This window comes from Pseudotabrizicola sp., from assembly GCF_030684215.1.
Classification (GTDB): domain Bacteria; phylum Pseudomonadota; class Alphaproteobacteria; order Rhodobacterales; family Rhodobacteraceae; genus Pseudotabrizicola.
On the sequence record NZ_JAUXOV010000038.1, the window covers coordinates 104,759 to 123,279 of the forward strand.

The following is an 18,521-nucleotide window of genomic DNA, read 5'->3' on the forward strand; positions in this document are numbered from 1 at the left end:
TTGGGTTCAGACACGCACACCGCCCCCCCAAGGCAAAGCAATCGGGGGGCGGTATAAAATCGAATGCGACACGCGCTAGACTGCGGCAATCCGGCGACGGGCATCCTCCAGCACAGTGGCGATTGCCTCTGGCCCCTTGGCCGCCGCAATTTCGGCCAGCGCCTTGCGGCGCAATCCGGTCAATGCGCCAACCATAGCCCTCTGCGTCTCGGCGGTGTTCACGATGCGCAGGGCCAGATCCGTAACGGTCTCGTCCGTAAACGCAGCCTCGGAAATCAACAGAGCATCCGGCTGTGCATCCGGGTCTGCCAAGACGGCGCGGGCCGACTGTTCCTTTTCCCCCCAAGACAGCATTTCCGCCAAGGGCACCTGCGCAGTGTGCCGTGCCATAGCCACCTCGACGGCTTTGGTCACAGTCTGGACAGCATCCTGACGCGCCGCTAACAGCAAGCCGGTTTCCACCTCATCCGCCGAAATAATGCGCTTGAAATCAATCTTCGACATTGCAGACCTCCTCAATTTCATACAGCGGCAACTCCAGCACGCCGTCCGCCTCAACGTCCAACGGGGTGGGAAACAGCGTGTCAGATGGCGCATTTGCCCCGTGCGGCAAAATAAGCGTCATCTCCAACCTGCCAGCGTGCCGCTTCACATCCGAAGCAAGCCATTCGCAATCCACCGCATCGCGCGGCAGAACGGCACCCTCCGGCAAGGGCGAAAAATCAAAGTCCTCACCATTCAAGGTCAGAACATCGCCCACGACAGAGGCAGTCAAAGGCACGTCCATACGCACCGGGGAAAGGGTAAGTTTCATCGTCATCTCCTCAGACCCAGCGACCAATGGCCATAATGTGCATTACATCGGCGCGACGGGCGTCATTTGTGCCACGCGCCGACACCGTGACAGCAGTGGCGCTTGGGGCCGCGTCCAGCATCACGACGGATTGCACCGCCGCAAAGGCATTGCCCGTGACAACCGGGGCCACAATAAAGGCGACAGGAAACGTCCAGTTGACACCCGCACTCGACGAAGCTGCCAATGTGCGCCAGCATGTTTGCGTGCCATCGGCAAAGCGCACATAGTCACCATTAGAGTTGGCCCCGCGCTCGACAATCCGCCCGTCAGGCACCCCGCCCGCATGACTGACCGCACCAACGATTGTCTGCGCGTTATATCTGCGACGCCATGGCTGCCATGTGCCGCCTGTCTTGCGCCGGGAAAAACGGTCCCCGCTCGGAATCTCCAACGTTTGAAACGCGGTGTTTCCGTCCCACTGCCTGTGATCAAGATACCACCCCGCGCCCAAGGACGGTGTAGGCGAGGCCGTCGAAAAGGCCCCTGTGCTCAGGCGATACCCGCCGTTGACTGTGATGGCGTCGATGTCTGTCGCATAGACTGCCGAAGATGCCCCCAGCCCATAATCCCCCACCTTCAGCAGCCGTCCGGCGGCAATGTCAGTCGTGCTCTGCGTCACGGCTGATCCTGAAACCGGCACACTAATCTGGAACGCTGAAGCCGACAAAAGCGCCCGCGTCACGCCGCCAGCAACCATGCCGATCTGGTCATCCGCAGGACGAAACAGCCCCATATCACCATCACCGACAAAACTGACCGACGGGACCGCTGCACTGCCATTTGGCACCGATGCCCCCGCAGGCAGGTTGACCCGCCCCGACAGGGCATCGGTGCGCAAGGCCTCGGTCCAGCTTGCCCCATCGGCGCTGACCTTGAGCGCAAAATCATTGGTCCCGGCCAGCCCCATTTCAGCATGCCCGGAAAACCCGCTTTGAAACAGCAGGCTGGCCGTGTCCACCGCAGCAGCCTTGTTTATCTTTACCTGATGCCCGCCGCCTGCATGGTTCAGCAATGTTGCCGCCGCATTGACAGACAAACGGTTGACAGGATCCGCTGTCGCCGAGATCCCCAGTTGCGTCACCTCCAGCGGCTGCTGCGCCGCTGACCGCCAGTCTGTGCCATCAAAGGTAACCAGATGCGATTCCGCCAGAACATGCGCCCGCCACCCCGCCAAGGGCGCAAAGAACGACCATTGCCCATGCTCACGCAAGGCAATCTTGCCGACCTGCCCCGACCATGCGCCTGTCGCTGCCATTGCCACGATATGCCGGTCGCCTTCCAGCGGCGTGGCAGGTGGTTCGGTGCGCGTTCGGTCCTGAACCACCATTTGCACGATCACATCAAGAATGCGCAGGGCTTCGTTATGTGTCACATGTTTCTGTGCCTGAGCAGGCAGGATATAAGGCATCGACAAAATCGGGCTGTCATCGGGCATCGTCATCTCCACAATTGGGCTGAGACGGACGCTACTTCGAACTGCTCAATACACTCTGACCCGTCCGCGCGCTGGTCCGGCCCGAACCGCAACACGCCCCTAAATCGGCCCCGGCACTCCAAGCGTTGACCGCCGCGCCAGAACCGCCTCGCGCCATGCGATGAAACTGACCGCGCCCACGATCACCGCACCGCCCAAAAGCACGAACGGGTCAATCGCCTCGCCAAACACCGCCGATCCAAGGATCGTGGCCCAGACCAATTGCAAGAACACAACGGGTTGCGACACCGCAATCGGAGCGGCGGCAAAGGCGCGGCTCATGCAGTAATGGCCACCCGTTGCACAGGCCGCAACCACGGCCAGCCATGCCAGTTGTGACAAGCTGATCGGCACCCAGACCCAATAGGCCAACGGCGCCAACGCCAGCGTCACCACCAAAGATAGCATCGCCACAATCTGCCCTGCACTGGCAAGCGAGGCCAGACGCTTGGCAAACAGATACGAACCCGCAAAGAACACCGCCGCAAAAACCTGTGCCAGATGGCCGTCTGTCACCTCACGCAGGCCGGGTCGCAAAATGATCAGCGCTCCGATCAATGCAACCACAATCGCGACCACCCGGCGCGTGGCCAGCCGCTCGCCAAAGAACACCACCGTACCCAGCGTCAGCAAGACCGGGTTCAGATATCCAATCGCCGTCACCTCGGCCACGGGAATGCGTGCCATTGCATAAAACCAGCACACCACCGCCGCCACATGCACCACACCACGCCCCAGATGCAGCCGGACATGCACGCCCGGCACGCCCGTCCGAAGCATCGCAATCAAGGTGGGCGCCAGAAACGCCGCCCCCCACGCAAAGCGCACAAAGGCAGATTGCACCGCAGGCAGATCGGTGCCCAAATAGCGCACAATTCCGGTTACCCCCACGAAACAAAGGCCCGAGCCAAGCATCCACAGAATTGCCGACAGGGGGCGGGCATCGGTTTTTGGCATGATCATCGCCATACCCTGCGGTCCTGCCACGCCAGAGACAAGCGCGTTATTGTATCCGTAACATCTGGCCCGCCGCAGTCCGCATCGCCTGCGTCAAGGGCCGGATCGCCCCGGCTGTCAGCCGCGCAAACTGCCAGTGCAACGCCACATCATATGCCGAGTCCGGCACCATCTCGACCAGACGGCCCGCCGCCAGATGCGCGGCCACCAGCGGCTCCGGGTTCAACCCCCAGCCCAGACCCAGCAAACAGGCATCCACAAAGCCATGAGTTGACGCAATCCGGTGACTGGGAAACCCGGCGCGCAGCCCCAGCCGCCGTGCCGCCACCCACTGCGCCTGCAACCTGTCCTTGTCCGAAAACGTCAGCGCGGGCGCATGGGCCAGCGCCTCGGCCGTCACGCCAGCAGGAAAGCACCGATCCATATAGCCGGGGCTGGCGGTCGCAATATAGCGCAGCGCCCCAAGCGGCAGTGTATCACAGCCCTGCAACGGTCCAGCATGGGCGGTCACCGCCGCCACCACCTCACCCCGCCGCAACCAGTCCTGGCTGAAATCCTGATCATCAATGACCAGATCAAACAGCACACCCGGCACCTGCGCCAGCGCGGGCATCACCCAAGTCGCCAGACTGTCGGCATTCACCGCGATCCGAAGGGCGACCTTGCCCGCCTGCACCCCCGGCAAATCCACGGCAACCTGCTGCTCCAGCAAAACGATGTCATCAAAATGCCGGATCAGCCGCAATCCTGCATCCGTCGCTACACTTGGACTGCCCCGCCGGATCAACAGGGCCCCTGCCCGATCTTCCAGCCCGCGCAGCCGCTGTGACACCGCCGATTGCGTCACCCCCAGATCGGCGGCGGCCAGATCGAATGACCCGCGCCGATGCACAGCCGCCAGCGCCGCCAGTTGCAGGGGATCAAAGATCAGCACAGCTTATCCATCATCAGAAAGATGAACTGGATTAATCTGTTCGCCAAGGGCTATGTCAAGCTATCTCAGAAAAGGCCCAGCCATGACCGCCCTCTTTGCCGGATTTTTCACCGCCCTGTCCCTGATTGCCGCCATCGGCGCGCAAAACGCCTTTGTTCTGCGTCAGGGTCTACGGCGCGAACATGTGCTGTTCGTGGTGCTGGCCTGCGCGCTGTCTGATGCCCTGCTGATCGCCGCCGGGGTCGCGGGCTTTGGCACCCTCGCAACCCTCGCGCCGTGGATCACCACGGCAATGCTTTACGCCGGGGCCGCATTTCTCATCGTCTATGGTGCATTGCGCTTCAAAGCCGCGCTCAGGGGCGGCGAGGCGCTGCGCCCTGCCCACGGCACCGTGGTCAGCCTTGGCCGCACCTTAACCACCGTGCTGGTGCTGACATGGGCCAACCCGCATGTGTATCTGGATACGGTCGTGCTGCTGGGTGCGATTTCGGCGCAATATGCACCACAACACTGGATCTTCGCGACCGGGGCCATTGCCGGCAGCTTTGCGTTCTTCACCGCCCTTGGCTTTGGCGCGCGCCTTTTGGCCCCACTTTTTGCCAACCCAAGGGCTTGGGTCTGGTTAGAGATGATTGTGGGCCTGACCATGTGGATCATCGCAGCAGCGTTGATCTTCGGCGCATGAACGCGGCGCTGGAGCGTTTGGCGTCAAATGCAAAACGGGGGCAGCTCGCGCTACCCCCGCTTCAAATGTCAAACCGAACGGTTCGACCTGATAAATCAGGCCAGAGCCAGGTTGGTTGCCGATTCGCGACCATTGCGGTCACGCTCCAGATCGAAGGTCACAGCCTGACCGTCGTTCAGGGCACGGATACCAGCGCGTTCCAGCGCGGTGATGTGCACGAACACGTCTTTCTGGCCGCCTTCTGGCGCGATAAAACCGAAGCCTTTGGTTGCGTTAAACCATTTCACGGTGCCATTAGCCATCGTGAGATCTCCTGTAGTATACGCCACCCACAACATGCGGTGGCCCGGCCCAGAGTCGTCTAGATCGTGTGACTGTGGGCCGAAGCAGACAGAAGACCGAAAGAGAAGAAGCTTTGCCCTTCGAACCTACGCTCTTTTTGCCGTAATTACAAGGGCACATGTCTGCAGCCTCGGGGATCCGCCCCCCGATCTTCGGCCATCTTCCGCCAAGAAAAGTCCCCGAAGGGCCCGCAGATCGGCGCTTAAAGCTGCGCCGCCACGTATTCAGGAATGTCGAAATTATGCGTGACCGTCTGCACGTCGTCATCTTCTTCCAGCAGATCAATCAACCGCATCAGCTTTTGCGCGGTGTCCAGATCCACTTCGGTCAAAGACTGCGCTTTCCAGATCAGTTTTGACTCGGTCGACTCGCCCAGCGCCTTTTCCAAAGCGTCCGATACATCGTTCAGCGCCTCGACCGAACAGTAAATCCAATGCCCGTCCTCATCCGACTCGACATCATCCGCCCCCGCCTCCAGCGCGGCCATCAGCACCGTATCAGCGTCCCCGACCGACGCCGGATATGAGATCTCGCCCACCCGGTCAAAGCTGTGCGCGACCGATCCGGTGGTGCCCAGATTGCCGCCAGCCTTGCTGAAATACGACCGCACATTGCTGGCGGTGCGGTTCACGTTGTCAGTCATCGCCTCAACGATGATCGCAATACCGTTCACGCCGTAACCCTCGTAGCGGATTTCGGTGTAATCGGCCCCGTCGCCCATCTGGCTTTTCTTGATGGCCCGGTCGATCACATCCTTGGGCATCGAAACCGCTTTCGCAGCCTTCACGGCCAGACGCAGGCGCGGGTTCATGTCCGGGTCGGGCATCCCCATCTTGGCCGCAACGGTGATTTCCTTTGCCAGCTTCGAAAACATCTTAGAGCGCAGCTTGTCCTGCTTGCCCTTGCGATGCTGAATGTTCGCCCATTTTGAATGGCCAGCCATGACCCTGTCTCCTAAACCGTCTGATCGGTGATGGTTTCCCTTACACCAGCCCGCCTGCCCGCCGCAAGGCTCAGCCCAGCGCGGCCTTTACCTGAGCAAAGGCCAGCCCCATCAGCGCCTGCGCTGACTCAAACGTTCCCGCCTCAGCATAGACCCGGAATTCCGGCGCGTTGCCAGATGGGCGCAGATGCACAACCCCACCACCCGCCAGTGTGGCTCGCAGACCGTCCGTCCGGTCCACCGACGCAACCCGGCCAAGCGGGGCCAGAAACGCGTCCAGCCCGCCTGCCGCCAACCGCGCCAGCAATGCCTGCGACACCTCCACCGGCACATGCTCCAGCCGGTCAGTCACGGTGAACCGTGCAGGCTCCTCGGCCACCCGCGCCGCCAGTGACCCGGTCCGCTTTGCCTCAATCAGCGCTGCCACAATCGGCAGCAGGCTGTCGCGCGTCATCAGACGCGGCAACGGCCCGTCAGGCCCCGCCGCGTCAAAGCCCAACAAGAACCCTCCGTTCGGTTCATAGCCAACCACGCGGCCCCCCGCCTCATCCATCGCGGCAATCACAAAGGGCGACCCGATGCGCGTGCGCACCACCCGGCCAAACCGTCCCGACAGATCGACGCCCGTATTGGCCGATACCGTAGTCACCACCACATCGGCCCCCACCAGCGCCGCCGTGATCTGGCCCAGCACATCACCCGGCACGATCTGCCCGGTGGCATCCGCGACCAAAGGACGGTCACCATCGCCATCGGTCGATACAATCGCGTCCAGCCCACCAGACTCTGCTGTGGCCCAGGCCACGAACTGCGCCCGCACATCCGACGGCACGGCTTCGGTATCCACCGGCACAAACACGTCTGACCGGCCCAGCACTGCAACCCGCGCGCCCAGCGCCTCCAGACAAGCGACTATCCCCTCACGGCTCACCGCCGAATGTGCCCAGACGCCAACCCGTAGCCCATCCAGACAGCGCCCAAAAGCCCCGCGATACCGCGCCGCCCAATCGCCAGTCGTCTGAAACGTGCCGCGCCGCAATCCCGTCAGCTCCGCCGCTGCGCGCCCCAGACCGCTCAGAATGGCGGTTTCTTCCGCCTTGGTGATTTCTCCCCCTGGCACATAGAATTTCAGCCCGTTGCGATCGGCAGGAATATGGCTGCCTGTCACCATGATGGCCGCCGCTCCCGCCTCCATCGCCGCCATCGCCAGTGCGGGCGTTGGCACGGCACCACAATCCGTCACCGCGACCCCTTCGGCGCGCGCCGCAGCAATTACCACCTCGGCCAGCATGGGCGAGCTGTCACGCAGATCCCGCCCCACCCACAGACCCGTGCCCACCGGACAGACCGTCAGAAAACTGCGCGTATAATCGGCCACCAGCGCCGGGGTCAGCTCTGTGACCAGCCCCCGCAGACCACTTGTTCCAAATTTCGGGGCCACAAGATCACTCCTTCACCGGTGGAGGGGATGCAAAAACCCGGTCCACACCCGCCGGATCGGTGATCACCACCTCTGCCAGCGGTGCCACCACGCCCTCGGCCCCCAGCGCTGTTGTAAGCTCTGTCCAGATTTGCCGCAGGATATTGGGATTGTCGATCACCCGCACCGCATAACCATAGCCCGGCCCGCAGGTCTCCATCCGCCCGACAGGGGACGCCGCCCAGTTCGCGCGGCAGACCGTGCCATCCGACAGGGTCAGCGTCAGCACCTCGGCCGACAGCCGCGCCGCTTGCGGCACCGGGTTGCCCGGCACGGTAGAAACACAACCCGCCAAGGCCAGAAAAAGCACCAGATAACGCATCAGTTTTCCCTTCAGAACGGAAAGAACAGCGGGATCAAAGCCGAAATCGCCACCATCATCACCAGATTGAGCGGCACACCGATCCGCAGAAAGTCGCTGAACCGATAGCCCCCCGGACCATAGACCAGCGTGTTGGTCTGATACCCGATCGGCGTCGCAAAAGAGGCCGAGGCCCCAAACATCACTGCCACCACGAATGGCCTTGGATCAACCCCGATCTGCGCCGCAAGTCCAATCACAATCGGTGTCAGGATCACCGCCACCGCATTGTTCGACACAATTTCGGTCAGGATCGAGGTCAGGGCGTAGACCACAAAGATCAGCAAAAACGGTGGCAAGCCCTGCATGAACGGGGCCACCGCCCCCACGATCAGCTGCACCGCGCCCGAATGATCCAGCCCCGCGCCCACCGCCAGCATGGCAAAGATCAGCGCCATCAAGCGGCCATCGACAAAGCTGAAGGCCTCATCCGCATCAATGCAGCGCGTGACCAGAACCACCCCCACACCGATCATCGCCAACAGCAGAATGGGGGCCACATTCATTGCCGACAAGCCGACCACCGCCGCCAGCACCAGAACCACAATCGGCGCCTTGGTGCGGCGGTAGGCCCGGTCCGACGGCTCCGAGATATTGACCACATCCATTTCCGACGCCAGCCGCTGAATATCGGCCGGCGCGCCTTCCAGCAGCAGCGTGTCGCCGACCTGCACCACCAGATCATCCAACTGCCGCCCGATGTTCTGGTTCTTGCGATGCACCGCCAGCGGGTAAACCCCATACCGCCTGCGCAAGCGCAGACTGCCCAAAGACCGCCCCACCATCGCACAGCCCGGCGTGATCAGCACCTCTACAGTCGAGGTCTGGACCGAGGACAGCTTGTCCACCATCCGCAGTTCCTTCGACTCTTGCAGCGCCAGCACCTCAGACATCGGCGTGCGCAGCACCACCCGGTCGCCGACCTCCAGCTCTACCTCGGCCAGTTGGCGGCGCAGCGATGCATCACCGCGCAACACATCCACCACCCGCATGTTGTCGCGTTTGAACAGCCCCACCGCATCGACCTTTTGGCCAATGATCGGGCTGTCTTCCGGCACCGCAAGTTCGGTAAAGAACTTCATCCGGCTGCGGTCGGTCAGCATCATCGCCATGCTGTCGCGGTCGGGCAGCAACCGCTTGGTGAACAGCGCCAGATAGGTCAACCCGACCAGCGACGCCGCAATCCCCAAGGGTGCAATCTCGAAAATCCCGAACGGTGCCAGCCCACGTTCACGCGCCACCCCATCCACAACAATGTTGGTAGATGTGCCGATCAGCGTGATCGTGCCACCAAGAATTGCCAGATAAGACAACGGAATCATCAGCTTGGATGGTGACAGCGACAACTGCCGTGCGATCTGCATGAACACCGGGATCATCACCACCACAATCGGCGTGTTATTCATGAACGCCGACATGCTGATCACGCCCAGCGCAATGACCACAAGCGCCGCCTTCGGATGCGTCTTCACATAGCGCAGCGCATATTGCGTTGCCGTGTCCAACGCCCCCGTGCGTACTAACCCGCCCGCAATGATGAACATCGCCGCAATCGTCCACGGCGCCGCATTCGACAGCGAATTGACCGCATCGGCCTGCGGCAGAATGCCCAGCACCAGCATCAGGCACGCGCCACCGATCCCCGTCACCTCTACCGGATAGGTTTCGCGCACAAACAGCACCAGCATGCCCGCCAGAATGGCCAGCGCCACATAGGCCTGCATCGCCTGATCCAACTCGATCCCCAGCATCATTCCCCCTGATCCGCGCGTGCCACGGCCCTTGGCTGCACCAATGCCACGCCAGACAGCATCACCACAAGCGCGACCCAGACCAAAGGCTGCAACCGCTCACCCAAAAGCAACATCGCCCAGATAACGCCTGCTCCGGTGACCAGATACGAGCATTGTGCCGCAAAAACCGCCCCCGCGCGCGAAGCCAGCCAGACATAGCCCGCATAGCACAGCGCATGTGCAACGCTGGACCCGACCAGCCCCCACTCCGCCACGCCCCACGCGCCACGAGGGTCAATCCATTGGCCGGTCGCCAGCGTGACCGGCAGGCACAGGATCATCCCCACCAGACTGGCCATAAACATCGCCTGCACCGCATCCATGCCGCCAGTGCCGCTACGGGCGACGTAATTCGCCTCCATCGCGTAAAACAGCGGCCCTATGAGCGCCAGCGGGATAAAGGCCAGCAGATGCCCCGGCAACCCGGCCCCCGGCGCTGCGATCATCGCCACCCCGATCAACCCCAGCATCAGCCCGGCAACGCGCGCAATCGAAAACCGGTCCATCCCCAAGGCCAGCGCGATGGGAAACGACAACATCGGCACAGCAGAAATCAGGATCGACATGATCCCCGAAGGCAAGTGCTGCACACTGGTGTAGAACGTCGCATTCGGCACCAGCGTGCCAAGCACCGCCACCACCAGCGCAAAGATCAGCGCGGGCCGCGTGAACAAAAGCCCCTTGCCCCGCGCCAGCGACATCGTGCCCAGAACCAGTGTGCAGATCACCAATTGCCAGAAGATCAGGCCAAACGGCTGATACCCGGTGCTGGTCGCCAGCTTGCCCAACGGCTGTGTCAGCCCCCAGCCCACGCCCAACGCCACCAGCACAAGGGCAAACAGACGGTGGTTGCTCAAGGGTGCGCCTCTTGCAGCCGCCCACCCACGCGGATCATCCGCACCCTGACCGCTTTGCCCGTGCGGTCATCGGTTTCCACAAACACACCAGACAGCGTCGCAGGCCCGCCCGCAGGCTCGAACCGCGCTTTCGGCATGCCGGTGATAAACCGCCGCAACGGCTCCAGCTTTTCCATCCCGATAACGCTGTTGTAATCGCCGCACATGCCCGCATCTGTCAGATACCCGGTGCCGCCTTGCAAAATCTGCGCATCCCCGGTCGGCACATGGGTATGCGTGCCGACAACAAGGCTTGCCTGCCCGTCGCACCAATGCCCCATCGCCATCTTTTCACTGGTTGCCTCGGCATGCACATCGACAATCGCCGCCTGCACCAAGCCGCCCATCGGGTGCGATCGCAGCACCTGCTCAATGGCCGAAAACGGGTCATCAAACGGGCGTTTCATGAACACCTGCCCCAAGACCTGCGCCACCAGAACCTTACGGCCTTGGGTCGCGGTAAACACGCGCCAGCCCTTGCCCGGAGCGACTTTAGAGAAATTGATCGGCCGCACGATGCGCGGTTCCTGCTCGATAAACGACAGCATGTCCTTTTGGTCAAAGGCATGGTCGCCCAGCGTCAGACAATCCGCCCCTGCCGCCAGCAAGATCTTGGCGTGCTCTGAAGTCAGCCCCGCGCCCGAAGACGCGTTCTCGCTGTTCACCACCACAAAATCGAGGTTCCATTCCAGCCGCAAACCCGGCAACCGCTCGGCAATCGCCGCGCGCCCGGTCCGACCCATCACATCGCCAAGGAAAAGCATTCGCATACGCACCGATTAGGCCCCGCCGCACCGCCCTTCAAGCAAAATCAGCGCGGGCGATGCGCGCCGTTGACGCGGGCCGCCACCCCGCTACCCTTGGACCATGAAAACCCTCCCCCCCGCTTTGTCAGACTGGTTCACCGCAAAGGGCTGGACCCTGCATCCGCATCAGTGGGACATGCTGGCGCGCGCGCCCGATCCCGCCACCCTGCTGATCGCGCCCACGGGGGGGGGCAAAACCCTCGCAGGCTTTCTGCCCACCCTTGCCGAACTGGCTCAAACACCCGCCAAGGGCCTGCATACGCTCTATATTTCCCCACTCAAAGCGCTTGCCGCCGACATACGCCGCAACCTGCGCACCCCGATAGAGGGCGCAAACCTGCCGATCCGGGTCGAAGACCGCACCGGCGACACCACCTATACACAGCGCCGCCGCCAACGCGCCGACCCGCCGCATATCCTGCTGACCACCCCGGAATCGCTGGCGCTTCTGCTGTCCTATGAGGACGCGCCGCGCATCTTCGCCGGGCTGCAACGGGTGATATTGGACGAGCTGCACGCGCTGGCCGAATCCAAACGCGGCGACCAGATGACCCTGCTGCTGGCCCGCCTGCAAAGCCTGTCACCCGGCCTGCGCCGCGTCGGCCTGTCCGCCACGGTTGAAGACCCGCCCGCCTTGGCCCGTTTTCTGGCCCCGAACACCGGCATCCTGCTGGCCGATCCCGGCCCGCCGCCGGACATTCAGATGCTGGAAACCGACACCCCCCCGCCATGGGCAGGCGGCGGCGGGCGCTATGCCATTGCCGCCATTCTGGAGCAGGTCAAACAGCACCGCACCACGCTGATCTTCCACAACACCCGCGCGCAGGCCGAACTGTTCTTCCGCGACCTCTGGCTCGCCAACACTGAAGACCTGCCCATCGGCATCCACCATGGCAGCCTGTCGCGCGAACAGCGCGAACGGGTAGAGGCGGCTATGGTCGCAGGTGCCTTGCGTGCCATCGTCTGTACCGGCAGCCTAGATCTGGGCATCGACTGGGGCGATGTGGATCTGGTGATTCAGGTCGGTGCACCCAAGAACGTCAAATGCCTTGTGCAGCGCATCGGCCGCGCCAACCACCGCTACAACGCGCCGTCCAAGGCGCTGCTGCTGCCCGCCAACCGGTTCGAAGTGGTGGAATGCAAAGCGGCCCTTGATGCCGTGCAGGGCGGCACACTTGATGGTGAACCCCGCGGCCCCGGTCCGCGCGATGTGTTGTGCCAGCATATCCTGCTGACCGCCTGCTCTGGCGCCTTCGACGCCGACCATCTCTATGCCGAGATCCTCACCGCCGGCCCCTACGCGGCCCTGACCCGTCCCGAGTTTGACGCCACGCTGGATTTCGTCGCCACCGGGGGCTACGCGCTTCGTGCCTATGACCGCTGGCAACGGCTGAAGCTGACGGGGACCACATGGGCCTTGCGCGACCCGCGCGCAGCCGCCGTGATCCGCCAGAACCTTGGCACCATCATCGACACCGAAACCCTGAAGGTGCGCCTGAAGAACCGCTCCGGCGGCACGCCCTTGGGCGAGGTTGAGGAAGCCTTCGCCGCCACCCTGACCCCCGGCGACACCTTTCTGATCGGCGGACAGGTGGTGCGCTATGAAGGTTTGCGCGAAATGACGGTCGAGGTCAGCAACCAACCCGGTCGCGATCCAAAGGTCGCTGTGTTCAATGGCACAAAATTCGCCACGTCCACCCTGCTGACCCAGCGGATTCTTGACATATTCAAACGAGACCGCTGGCCCGAGCTGCCCGCCCACACCGCGCAATGGCTGTCGCTGCAACGCGAGGTGTCACGCCTGCCCAATGCCGAGACGCTGCTGTGCGAAAGCTTCCCGCATGACGGGCGCGAACATCTGGTGGTCTACGGCTTTGCAGGCCGCAACGCCCAGCAGACCCTTGGCCTTTTACTAACCAAGGCGATGGAGGAAGCAGGACTTGCGCCTTTAGGCTTTGTGGCCACCGATTACGCCACGCTGATCTGGGGTATCGACGCGGTGCATGACGCCAAGCCCCTGTTCAACCTGACCGCCCTGCAACAGGGCTTAGAGACATGGCTGGCCGGAAACGCCGTGATGAAACGCACCTTCCGCGCCAGTGCCATCATCGCCGGCCTGATCGAGCGCAGCCATCAGGGTCGGCGCAAATCGGGGCGACAGGCGACGTTTTCGTCCGATATCCTCTACGATACCTTGCGCAAATACGACCCCGACCACTTGCTGCTGCAAATCACCCGCGAAGAGGCGATGCGCGGCCTGATCGACTTTTCCCGCATCGAAGACCTGCTGACCCGCGTCGCCGGACGGATAGAAACCCGCCGCCTGCCCCGCCTGTCGCCGCTGTCGGCCCCGCTGTTTCTGGAACCGGGCCGCATCCCCGTGCAGGGGATGGGCCGCGAGCGGCTGGCCGATGAGGCGGCCCGTAAACTGATGGAGGCGGCGGGACTGGCCTGACTCGTCGCGCTTGGGAAGCGGTGGGATGCCTCCGGCGGGAGTATTTTGAAAGCAGCAATGCACAGGGGGGATTGTCTTGAGCCTGGTGCGCGGGCAGACCCGGTGGCATGAGCCACACCCTGACCCTTGCCCATGAGTCGCTAGTCGCCCGCCCCTCGGGCGCGCTGTTCTGGCCCGAGCGCCGTCTGCTGTGCGTGTCGGATCTGCACTTGGGCAAATCCGAACGGTTTGCGCGGCGGGCGGGCACCCTGCTGCCACCCTATGAGACGCACGAAACCCTGCTGCGGCTGGAAGCCGAGATCGAGGCGACCGGGGCGGGATCGGTGATCTGTCTGGGCGACAGCTTTGATGATGCCGCCAGCCTTGACGGGATGGAGGAGAGCGACCGGCTGTGGCTGACCCGGTTGATTGCGGGGCGCGACTGGGTCTGGATCGCGGGCAACCACGATGCCGGGCCGCTGGAGATTGCCGGCAGCCACCGGGCCGAGGTGCGGCTTGGCGCGCTGACGTTTCGCCACATCGCAGAGCCGGGGGCGCGGGGCGAGGTTTCAGGCCACTACCACCCCAAGGCGCGGCTGGCGGGCAAGGCGTGGCGCTGTTTTCTGGCCGATACCGCGCGGCTGATCCTGCCCGCCTTTGGCACCTATACCGGCGGGCTCTGGGCTGACGATCAGGCGCTGACCGGGCTGATGCAGCCCGGTGCGCTGGCTCTGTTAACCGGCGGCACCGCCACACGCGCCATCCCGATGCCGCGCTAAACGGTCAGCCCGTCCGGTTCCGGCAGACCATGCGCCCGGCAACAGGCAGTAAGTGTGTTTGCCAGCAGGCAGGCAATGGTCATCGGCCCGACACCGCCCGGCACCGGGGTGATTGCCCCCGCCACCGCTGCGGCAGACGCAAAATCGACATCGCCCACCAGCTTTGCCCGACCGTCACGCTCCACCCGGTTGATCCCGACATCAATCACCGTGGCCCCCGGTTTGACCATATCGCCGGTGATCATCTCGGCACGCCCCACTGCGGCCACCAGAATATCGGCCCCGCGACAAACCGCTGCCAGATCCTTGGTGCGCGAATGCGCAATCGTCACCGTGCAGCTGTCACCCAGCAGCAGTTGCGCCATCGGCTTACCCACAATATTGGACCGCCCGACCACAACCGCATTCAGCCCCGCCAAAGACCCGTGATGATCGCGCAGCATCATAAGGCAGCCCAGCGGCGTACAGGGCACCATCGACTTTTGCCCCGTCCCGAGCAGCCCAACGTTCGAGATGTGGAACCCGTCCACATCCTTGGCCGGGTCAATCGTGTTGATGATCAGGTCAGAGTTCAGATGCCCCGGCAGCGGCAGCTGCACCAGAATGCCATGCACCTTCGGGTCAGCATTCAGGGCGCGCACCAGCGCCAGCAGATCGGCCTCGGACGTGTCAGCCGACAGCTTATGCTCAAAGCTGACCATCCCACATTCAACCGTCTGCACGCCCTTGTTGCGCACATAGACCTGTGAGGCCGGGTCTTGCCCGACCAGAACCACGGCCAGCCCCGGCACCACGCCATGCTCCTCGGCCAGACGCGCCACATGGGCGGCCACACGAATGCGCACCCCCGCAGCAAAGGCCTTGCCGTCGATTACCACCGCGCTCATGTCAGTCTTCCTTTCGCATGCTGTCCGGGCCAAGGCGGTTTTCTTCGCGCGCGATGGACCAATCAATCAACCGCCGCCACAGCTTTTCCACCAGCTCGGGCGGCAGGCCGTAGGTTTCAGCGTGGCGGCGCACATTCTGCACCACCTCTTCGACGCGCGACCCGATCCGGGCGGGCAGATCCACCTCGGCCTTGATCTCGGCGGCGCGGTCGATATAGCCCGCCCGCTCTGCCAGCAGCCGGACGAGGTCATCGTCCAGCCGATCAATCTCGGCCCGGATATGGACCATGGTTTCACACTCGGCAGGTTTGCGCATCGGACACTTCCCGTTCAGATCAGCCATAAATCTGCCCCGACATAAGGCGCAGACCGGCAAAGGGCAACGCGGGCTTTTGCCTCAGAACAGGCTTCAGAACAATCCTTCCACATCCCCATCCGCGTTCAGCCGGATCACCTCGGCCGATGGCACGCGTGGCAGGCCGGGCATGGTCATGATCTCACCGCAGATGGCCACGACAAAGCCAGCGCCCGCCGACAGCCGCACCTCGCGCACCGGGATTGTATGCCCCGTGGGCGCGCCGCGCACGGTGGGGTCGGTGGTGAAGCTGTATTGCGTCTTGGCAATACAGATCGGCAGATGACCGTAGCCCGCCGCTTCCCACGCTCTCAGCTGATCGCGGATCGCAGGGTCCGCCAACACCGCATCGGCGTGATAGATCTGCTTGGCAATCGTCTCGATCTTGTCAAACAGCGGCATCGCATCGGGGTAGATCGGCGCGAAACTGGCGGCACCGCTTTCCGCCAGCTCCACCACCTTATGGGCCAATTCCTCAATGCCGGCGCTGCCTTGCGCCCAATGCTTGCACAAGATCGCCTGCGCGCCCTGCCCTGCAACGTAGTCCTTGACCGCCTGCACTTCGGCATCTGTGTCGGTGACGAAATGATTGATGGCCACCACCACCGGCACACCAAAGGATTTCACATTGCCGATGTGGCGGCCAAGGTTGGGGCAGCCCTTTTGCACCGCCGCCACGTTTTCGGCCCCCAGATCGGCCTTGGCCACGCCGCCGTTCATCTTCATGGCGCGCACCGTGGCCACGATCACCGCCGCCGCAGGCTTCAGCCCCGCCTTGCGGCACTTGATGTCAAAGAACTTCTCGGCCCCAAGGTCCGCACCAAACCCGGCCTCGGTCACCACATACTCACCCAGCTTCAGCGCGGTCGTGGTCGCAATCACCGAATTGCAGCCATGCGCGATATTGGCAAACGGGCCGCCATGCACAAAGGCCGGGTTGTTTTCCAGCGTCTGCACCAGATTGGGCTGCATCGCGTCTTTCAGCAGCACAGTCATCGCGCCATCGGCCTTGATATCACGGGCATAGATCGGCTTTTTCGCGCGGGTGTAGGCGACCACAATATCGCCCAGCCGCTTTTGCAGATCCTCCAGATCGCGCGACAGGCACAAAATCGCCATCACTTCCGACGCCACAGTGATGTCAAATCCGGTCTGGCGCGGAAAGCCGTTCGACACGCCGCCCAGCGACACCACCATGTCACGCAGCGCCCGGTCGTTCATATCCATCACCCGGCGCCAGACGATACGGCGCTCGTCAATCTCCAGCTCGTTGCCCCAGTAGATGTGGTTGTCGATCATCGCCGACAGCAGGTTGTGGGCGCTGGTAATCGCGTGGAAATCGCCGGTGAAATGCAGGTTCATTTCTTCCATCGGCACGACCTGCGCGTATCCGCCACCCGCAGCCCCGCCCTTCATCCCGAAATTCGGGCCAAGGCTGGCCTCGCGGATACACACAACCGCCTTTTTGCCAATGCGGTTCAGCCCGTCACCCAAGCCAACCGTTGTTGTCGTCTTGCCTTCCCCTGCCGGGGTCGGGTTGATTGCCGTCACCAAAATCAGTTTGCCATCAGGCCGCCCCTGCAAGGATGTGATGAACCCCTGTCCGACCTTGGCCTTGTCATGGCCGTAGGGCAGCAAATCCGCCTCGGGTATCCCCAGCCGCGCCCCGATCTGTTGGATCGGCAGCTTTTTCGCCGCGCGGGCGATCTCGATGTCGGACGTAAAGGCCATGTCTCTCTCCCAAGGTAAGGCATGCGCCTTTTTTGCGGCGCTTGGGGCCAGTCTTACCGGGGCAAGAGCTTAAAACAGCGGCATTTCCGACCTGAAACCGGCCAAAATCGCCGCCTTTTGTCGCGTATCGCCTATGCGCGCCGCGCCTCGGCCAGATGCGCCCAGACCCGCTGGTCGGGAATATGCAGCGATACCGCCTCGCCCAGCATGAAAACCCCCTCACGCTCGACCCAGGCCGTCACCCCGCGCCGCCCCTTGGCCGCCGCCTTGAACTTTGCGCCAAAGCCCGTATGCACCGCCTCAATCGGCTTGCCCGGCAGCACGCAGGGGCGGTTTTCCATATCCACCACCAGCGTTGCCCCCCCGGCCCCCTGCAACCGCGACGACGGCGGCAGATGGGTGAAATCCGGCAGGCCCTGGATCACCATGGTCGCCCCTACCAGAGCCGGGTCCAGCGCCTTCAGACCCATCCGCTGCGCAATATCGGCCAGCTCTTCCGCCCCCAGCAGGCAAAACTGCCGCGTGTTGCGAATGACCGTATCGCGCGGATACTGCGCCTTGACCCGGCTGCACGATGGCCGCGTCAGCCCGCCATGCGCCTCACCCTCCGGCCCGCCGAACCCTGCACGCAGGCTGCTCACCGGATCAGAGCGCAACTGCCGGTCGCGGTCGGGCACCATGCCCAGCCAGATGATCCGCCCCACAAAGCCGGTTGGTTTCAGCGCAGCCATATGAATTCCCTTACACCGTGGCCAAAGAAAAGCCCCGGAACCTGCTACGGTTCCGGGGCTTTTGCAATCAGATCAGA

The 18,521-nt window shown here is 63.1% G+C and carries 19 protein-coding genes; 3 read left to right on the forward strand and 16 right to left on the reverse strand.

Annotation, left to right across the window (positions count from 1 at the left end; genetic code table 11):
- Positions 1-75: 75 nt before the first annotated feature.
- The 5 genes from Q8K08_RS06795 to Q8K08_RS06815 all read right to left on the reverse strand — a co-directional run bounded on the left by Q8K08_RS06795 (position 76) and on the right by Q8K08_RS06815 (position 4,221).
- A complete protein-coding gene (locus tag Q8K08_RS06795; protein ID WP_305249590.1) occupies positions 76-504 on the reverse strand; it encodes a hypothetical protein in 429 nt (142 codons plus the stop codon).
- The gene (locus Q8K08_RS06800) at positions 491-814 is read right to left on the reverse strand and encodes a hypothetical protein (protein WP_305249591.1); all 324 of its coding nucleotides are present in this window, start codon (positions 812-814) and stop codon (positions 491-493) included. The genes Q8K08_RS06795 and Q8K08_RS06800 overlap by 14 nt, the downstream gene beginning before the upstream one ends.
- 10 nt (positions 815-824) lie before the next feature.
- Positions 825-2,291, reverse strand: coding sequence for a DUF2793 domain-containing protein (locus tag Q8K08_RS06805; RefSeq protein ID WP_305249592.1), 1,467 nt, complete (start codon positions 2,289-2,291; stop codon positions 825-827).
- Between the two features lie 99 nt (positions 2,292-2,390).
- Complete coding sequence (locus Q8K08_RS06810) at positions 2,391-3,287, reverse strand: DMT family transporter (protein ID WP_305249675.1); 897 nt, start codon at positions 3,285-3,287, stop codon at positions 2,391-2,393.
- A gap of 46 nt (positions 3,288-3,333) precedes the next feature.
- Positions 3,334-4,221: a LysR family transcriptional regulator ArgP gene (locus Q8K08_RS06815; RefSeq protein ID WP_322573301.1), complete on the reverse strand. Its 888-nt coding sequence runs from the start codon at positions 4,219-4,221 to the stop codon at positions 3,334-3,336.
- 82 nt (positions 4,222-4,303) lie between these two features.
- On the opposite strand from Q8K08_RS06815, the gene Q8K08_RS06820 reads away from it, so the two are divergent.
- The gene (locus tag Q8K08_RS06820) at positions 4,304-4,906 is read left to right on the forward strand and encodes a LysE/ArgO family amino acid transporter (protein ID WP_305249593.1); all 603 of its coding nucleotides are present in this window, start codon (positions 4,304-4,306) and stop codon (positions 4,904-4,906) included.
- 95 nt (positions 4,907-5,001) lie between these two features.
- Here Q8K08_RS06820 and Q8K08_RS06825 read toward each other — a convergent pair whose 3' ends face one another.
- From Q8K08_RS06825 to Q8K08_RS06855, 7 genes are all read right to left on the reverse strand, one after another.
- Positions 5,002-5,208, reverse strand: coding sequence for a cold-shock protein (locus Q8K08_RS06825; protein ID WP_101922075.1), 207 nt, complete (start codon positions 5,206-5,208; stop codon positions 5,002-5,004).
- 242 nt (positions 5,209-5,450) lie between these two features.
- The gene (locus Q8K08_RS06830) at positions 5,451-6,191 is read right to left on the reverse strand and encodes a YebC/PmpR family DNA-binding transcriptional regulator (protein WP_305249596.1); all 741 of its coding nucleotides are present in this window, start codon (positions 6,189-6,191) and stop codon (positions 5,451-5,453) included.
- 70 nt (positions 6,192-6,261) lie between these two features.
- Positions 6,262-7,632 carry a phosphomannomutase gene (locus tag Q8K08_RS06835; RefSeq protein ID WP_304797640.1) on the reverse strand — a complete coding sequence of 457 codons (1,371 nt, stop codon included), beginning with the start codon at positions 7,630-7,632 and terminating at the stop codon, positions 6,262-6,264.
- 4 nt (positions 7,633-7,636) lie between these two features.
- Positions 7,637-7,993 (reverse strand): hypothetical protein, encoded by a 357-nt coding sequence (locus tag Q8K08_RS06840; protein ID WP_305249597.1) that lies wholly within the window; start codon positions 7,991-7,993, stop codon positions 7,637-7,639.
- Positions 7,994-8,004: 11 nt separating this feature from the next.
- Positions 8,005-9,786 carry an SLC13 family permease gene (locus tag Q8K08_RS06845; protein WP_370654152.1) on the reverse strand — a complete coding sequence of 594 codons (1,782 nt, stop codon included), beginning with the start codon at positions 9,784-9,786 and terminating at the stop codon, positions 8,005-8,007.
- On the reverse strand, positions 9,783-10,682 hold the full coding sequence (locus tag Q8K08_RS06850) for a DMT family transporter (protein WP_304802008.1): 900 nt from the start codon (positions 10,680-10,682) through the stop codon (positions 9,783-9,785). Before Q8K08_RS06850 ends, Q8K08_RS06845 begins: the two co-directional genes overlap by 4 nt.
- Entirely contained in the window at positions 10,679-11,491 is an 813-nt protein-coding gene (locus Q8K08_RS06855) for a TIGR00282 family metallophosphoesterase (RefSeq protein ID WP_304802010.1), read from the reverse strand. The genes Q8K08_RS06850 and Q8K08_RS06855 overlap by 4 nt, the downstream gene beginning before the upstream one ends.
- A gap of 97 nt (positions 11,492-11,588) precedes the next feature.
- On the opposite strand from Q8K08_RS06855, the gene Q8K08_RS06860 reads away from it, so the two are divergent.
- Positions 11,589-13,982 carry a ligase-associated DNA damage response DEXH box helicase gene (locus Q8K08_RS06860; RefSeq protein WP_305249598.1) on the forward strand — a complete coding sequence of 798 codons (2,394 nt, stop codon included), beginning with the start codon at positions 11,589-11,591 and terminating at the stop codon, positions 13,980-13,982.
- A 107-nt stretch (positions 13,983-14,089) separates the two neighbouring features.
- A complete protein-coding gene (gene pdeM, locus Q8K08_RS06865) occupies positions 14,090-14,740 on the forward strand; it encodes a ligase-associated DNA damage response endonuclease PdeM (protein WP_305249599.1) in 651 nt (216 codons plus the stop codon).
- Here the strand turns inward: pdeM and folD are convergent.
- From folD to Q8K08_RS06885, 4 genes are all read right to left on the reverse strand, one after another.
- A complete protein-coding gene (gene folD / locus Q8K08_RS06870; RefSeq protein ID WP_304796543.1) occupies positions 14,737-15,627 on the reverse strand; it encodes a bifunctional methylenetetrahydrofolate dehydrogenase/methenyltetrahydrofolate cyclohydrolase FolD in 891 nt (296 codons plus the stop codon). The genes pdeM and folD overlap by 4 nt on opposite strands.
- 1 nt (position 15,628) lies before the next feature.
- The gene (locus tag Q8K08_RS06875; protein WP_304796545.1) at positions 15,629-15,943 is read right to left on the reverse strand and encodes a chorismate mutase; all 315 of its coding nucleotides are present in this window, start codon (positions 15,941-15,943) and stop codon (positions 15,629-15,631) included.
- Between the two features lie 93 nt (positions 15,944-16,036).
- Positions 16,037-17,713 (reverse strand): formate--tetrahydrofolate ligase, encoded by a 1,677-nt coding sequence (locus Q8K08_RS06880; protein ID WP_305249600.1) that lies wholly within the window; start codon positions 17,711-17,713, stop codon positions 16,037-16,039.
- Positions 17,714-17,844: 131 nt separating this feature from the next.
- Complete coding sequence (locus tag Q8K08_RS06885; RefSeq protein ID WP_305249601.1) at positions 17,845-18,444, reverse strand: sulfurase; 600 nt, start codon at positions 18,442-18,444, stop codon at positions 17,845-17,847.
- Positions 18,445-18,521: the final 77 nt, after the last annotated feature.

Bases quoted from the DNA above. Each gene is read 5' to 3' on its own strand.
- Q8K08_RS06795 (WP_305249590.1), bottom strand. From the start codon at position 504: ATGTCGAAGATTGATTTCAAGCGCATTATTTCGGCGGATGAGGTGGAA.
- Q8K08_RS06800 (WP_305249591.1), bottom strand. From the start codon at position 814: ATGAAACTTACCCTTTCCCCGGTGCGTATGGACGTGCCTTTGACTGCC.
- Q8K08_RS06805 (WP_305249592.1), bottom strand. From the start codon at position 2,291: ATGCCCGATGACAGCCCGATTTTGTCGATGCCTTATATCCTGCCTGCT.
- Q8K08_RS06810 (WP_305249675.1), bottom strand. From the start codon at position 3,287: ATGCCAAAAACCGATGCCCGCCCCCTGTCGGCAATTCTGTGGATGCTT.
- Q8K08_RS06820 (WP_305249593.1), top strand. From the start codon at position 4,304: ATGACCGCCCTCTTTGCCGGATTTTTCACCGCCCTGTCCCTGATTGCC.
- Q8K08_RS06825 (WP_101922075.1), bottom strand. From the start codon at position 5,208: ATGGCTAATGGCACCGTGAAATGGTTTAACGCAACCAAAGGCTTCGGT.
- Q8K08_RS06830 (WP_305249596.1), bottom strand. From the start codon at position 6,191: ATGGCTGGCCATTCAAAATGGGCGAACATTCAGCATCGCAAGGGCAAG.
- Q8K08_RS06840 (WP_305249597.1), bottom strand. From the start codon at position 7,993: ATGCGTTATCTGGTGCTTTTTCTGGCCTTGGCGGGTTGTGTTTCTACC.
- Q8K08_RS06845 (WP_370654152.1), bottom strand. From the start codon at position 9,786: ATGATGCTGGGGATCGAGTTGGATCAGGCGATGCAGGCCTATGTGGCG.
- Q8K08_RS06855 (WP_304802010.1), bottom strand. From the start codon at position 11,491: ATGCGAATGCTTTTCCTTGGCGATGTGATGGGTCGGACCGGGCGCGCG.
- Q8K08_RS06860 (WP_305249598.1), top strand. From the start codon at position 11,589: ATGAAAACCCTCCCCCCCGCTTTGTCAGACTGGTTCACCGCAAAGGGC.
- pdeM (WP_305249599.1), top strand. From the start codon at position 14,090: ATGAGCCACACCCTGACCCTTGCCCATGAGTCGCTAGTCGCCCGCCCC.
- folD (WP_304796543.1), bottom strand. From the start codon at position 15,627: ATGAGCGCGGTGGTAATCGACGGCAAGGCCTTTGCTGCGGGGGTGCGC.
- Q8K08_RS06875 (WP_304796545.1), bottom strand. From the start codon at position 15,943: ATGCGCAAACCTGCCGAGTGTGAAACCATGGTCCATATCCGGGCCGAG.
- Q8K08_RS06880 (WP_305249600.1), bottom strand. From the start codon at position 17,713: ATGGCCTTTACGTCCGACATCGAGATCGCCCGCGCGGCGAAAAAGCTG.
- Q8K08_RS06885 (WP_305249601.1), bottom strand. From the start codon at position 18,444: ATGGCTGCGCTGAAACCAACCGGCTTTGTGGGGCGGATCATCTGGCTG.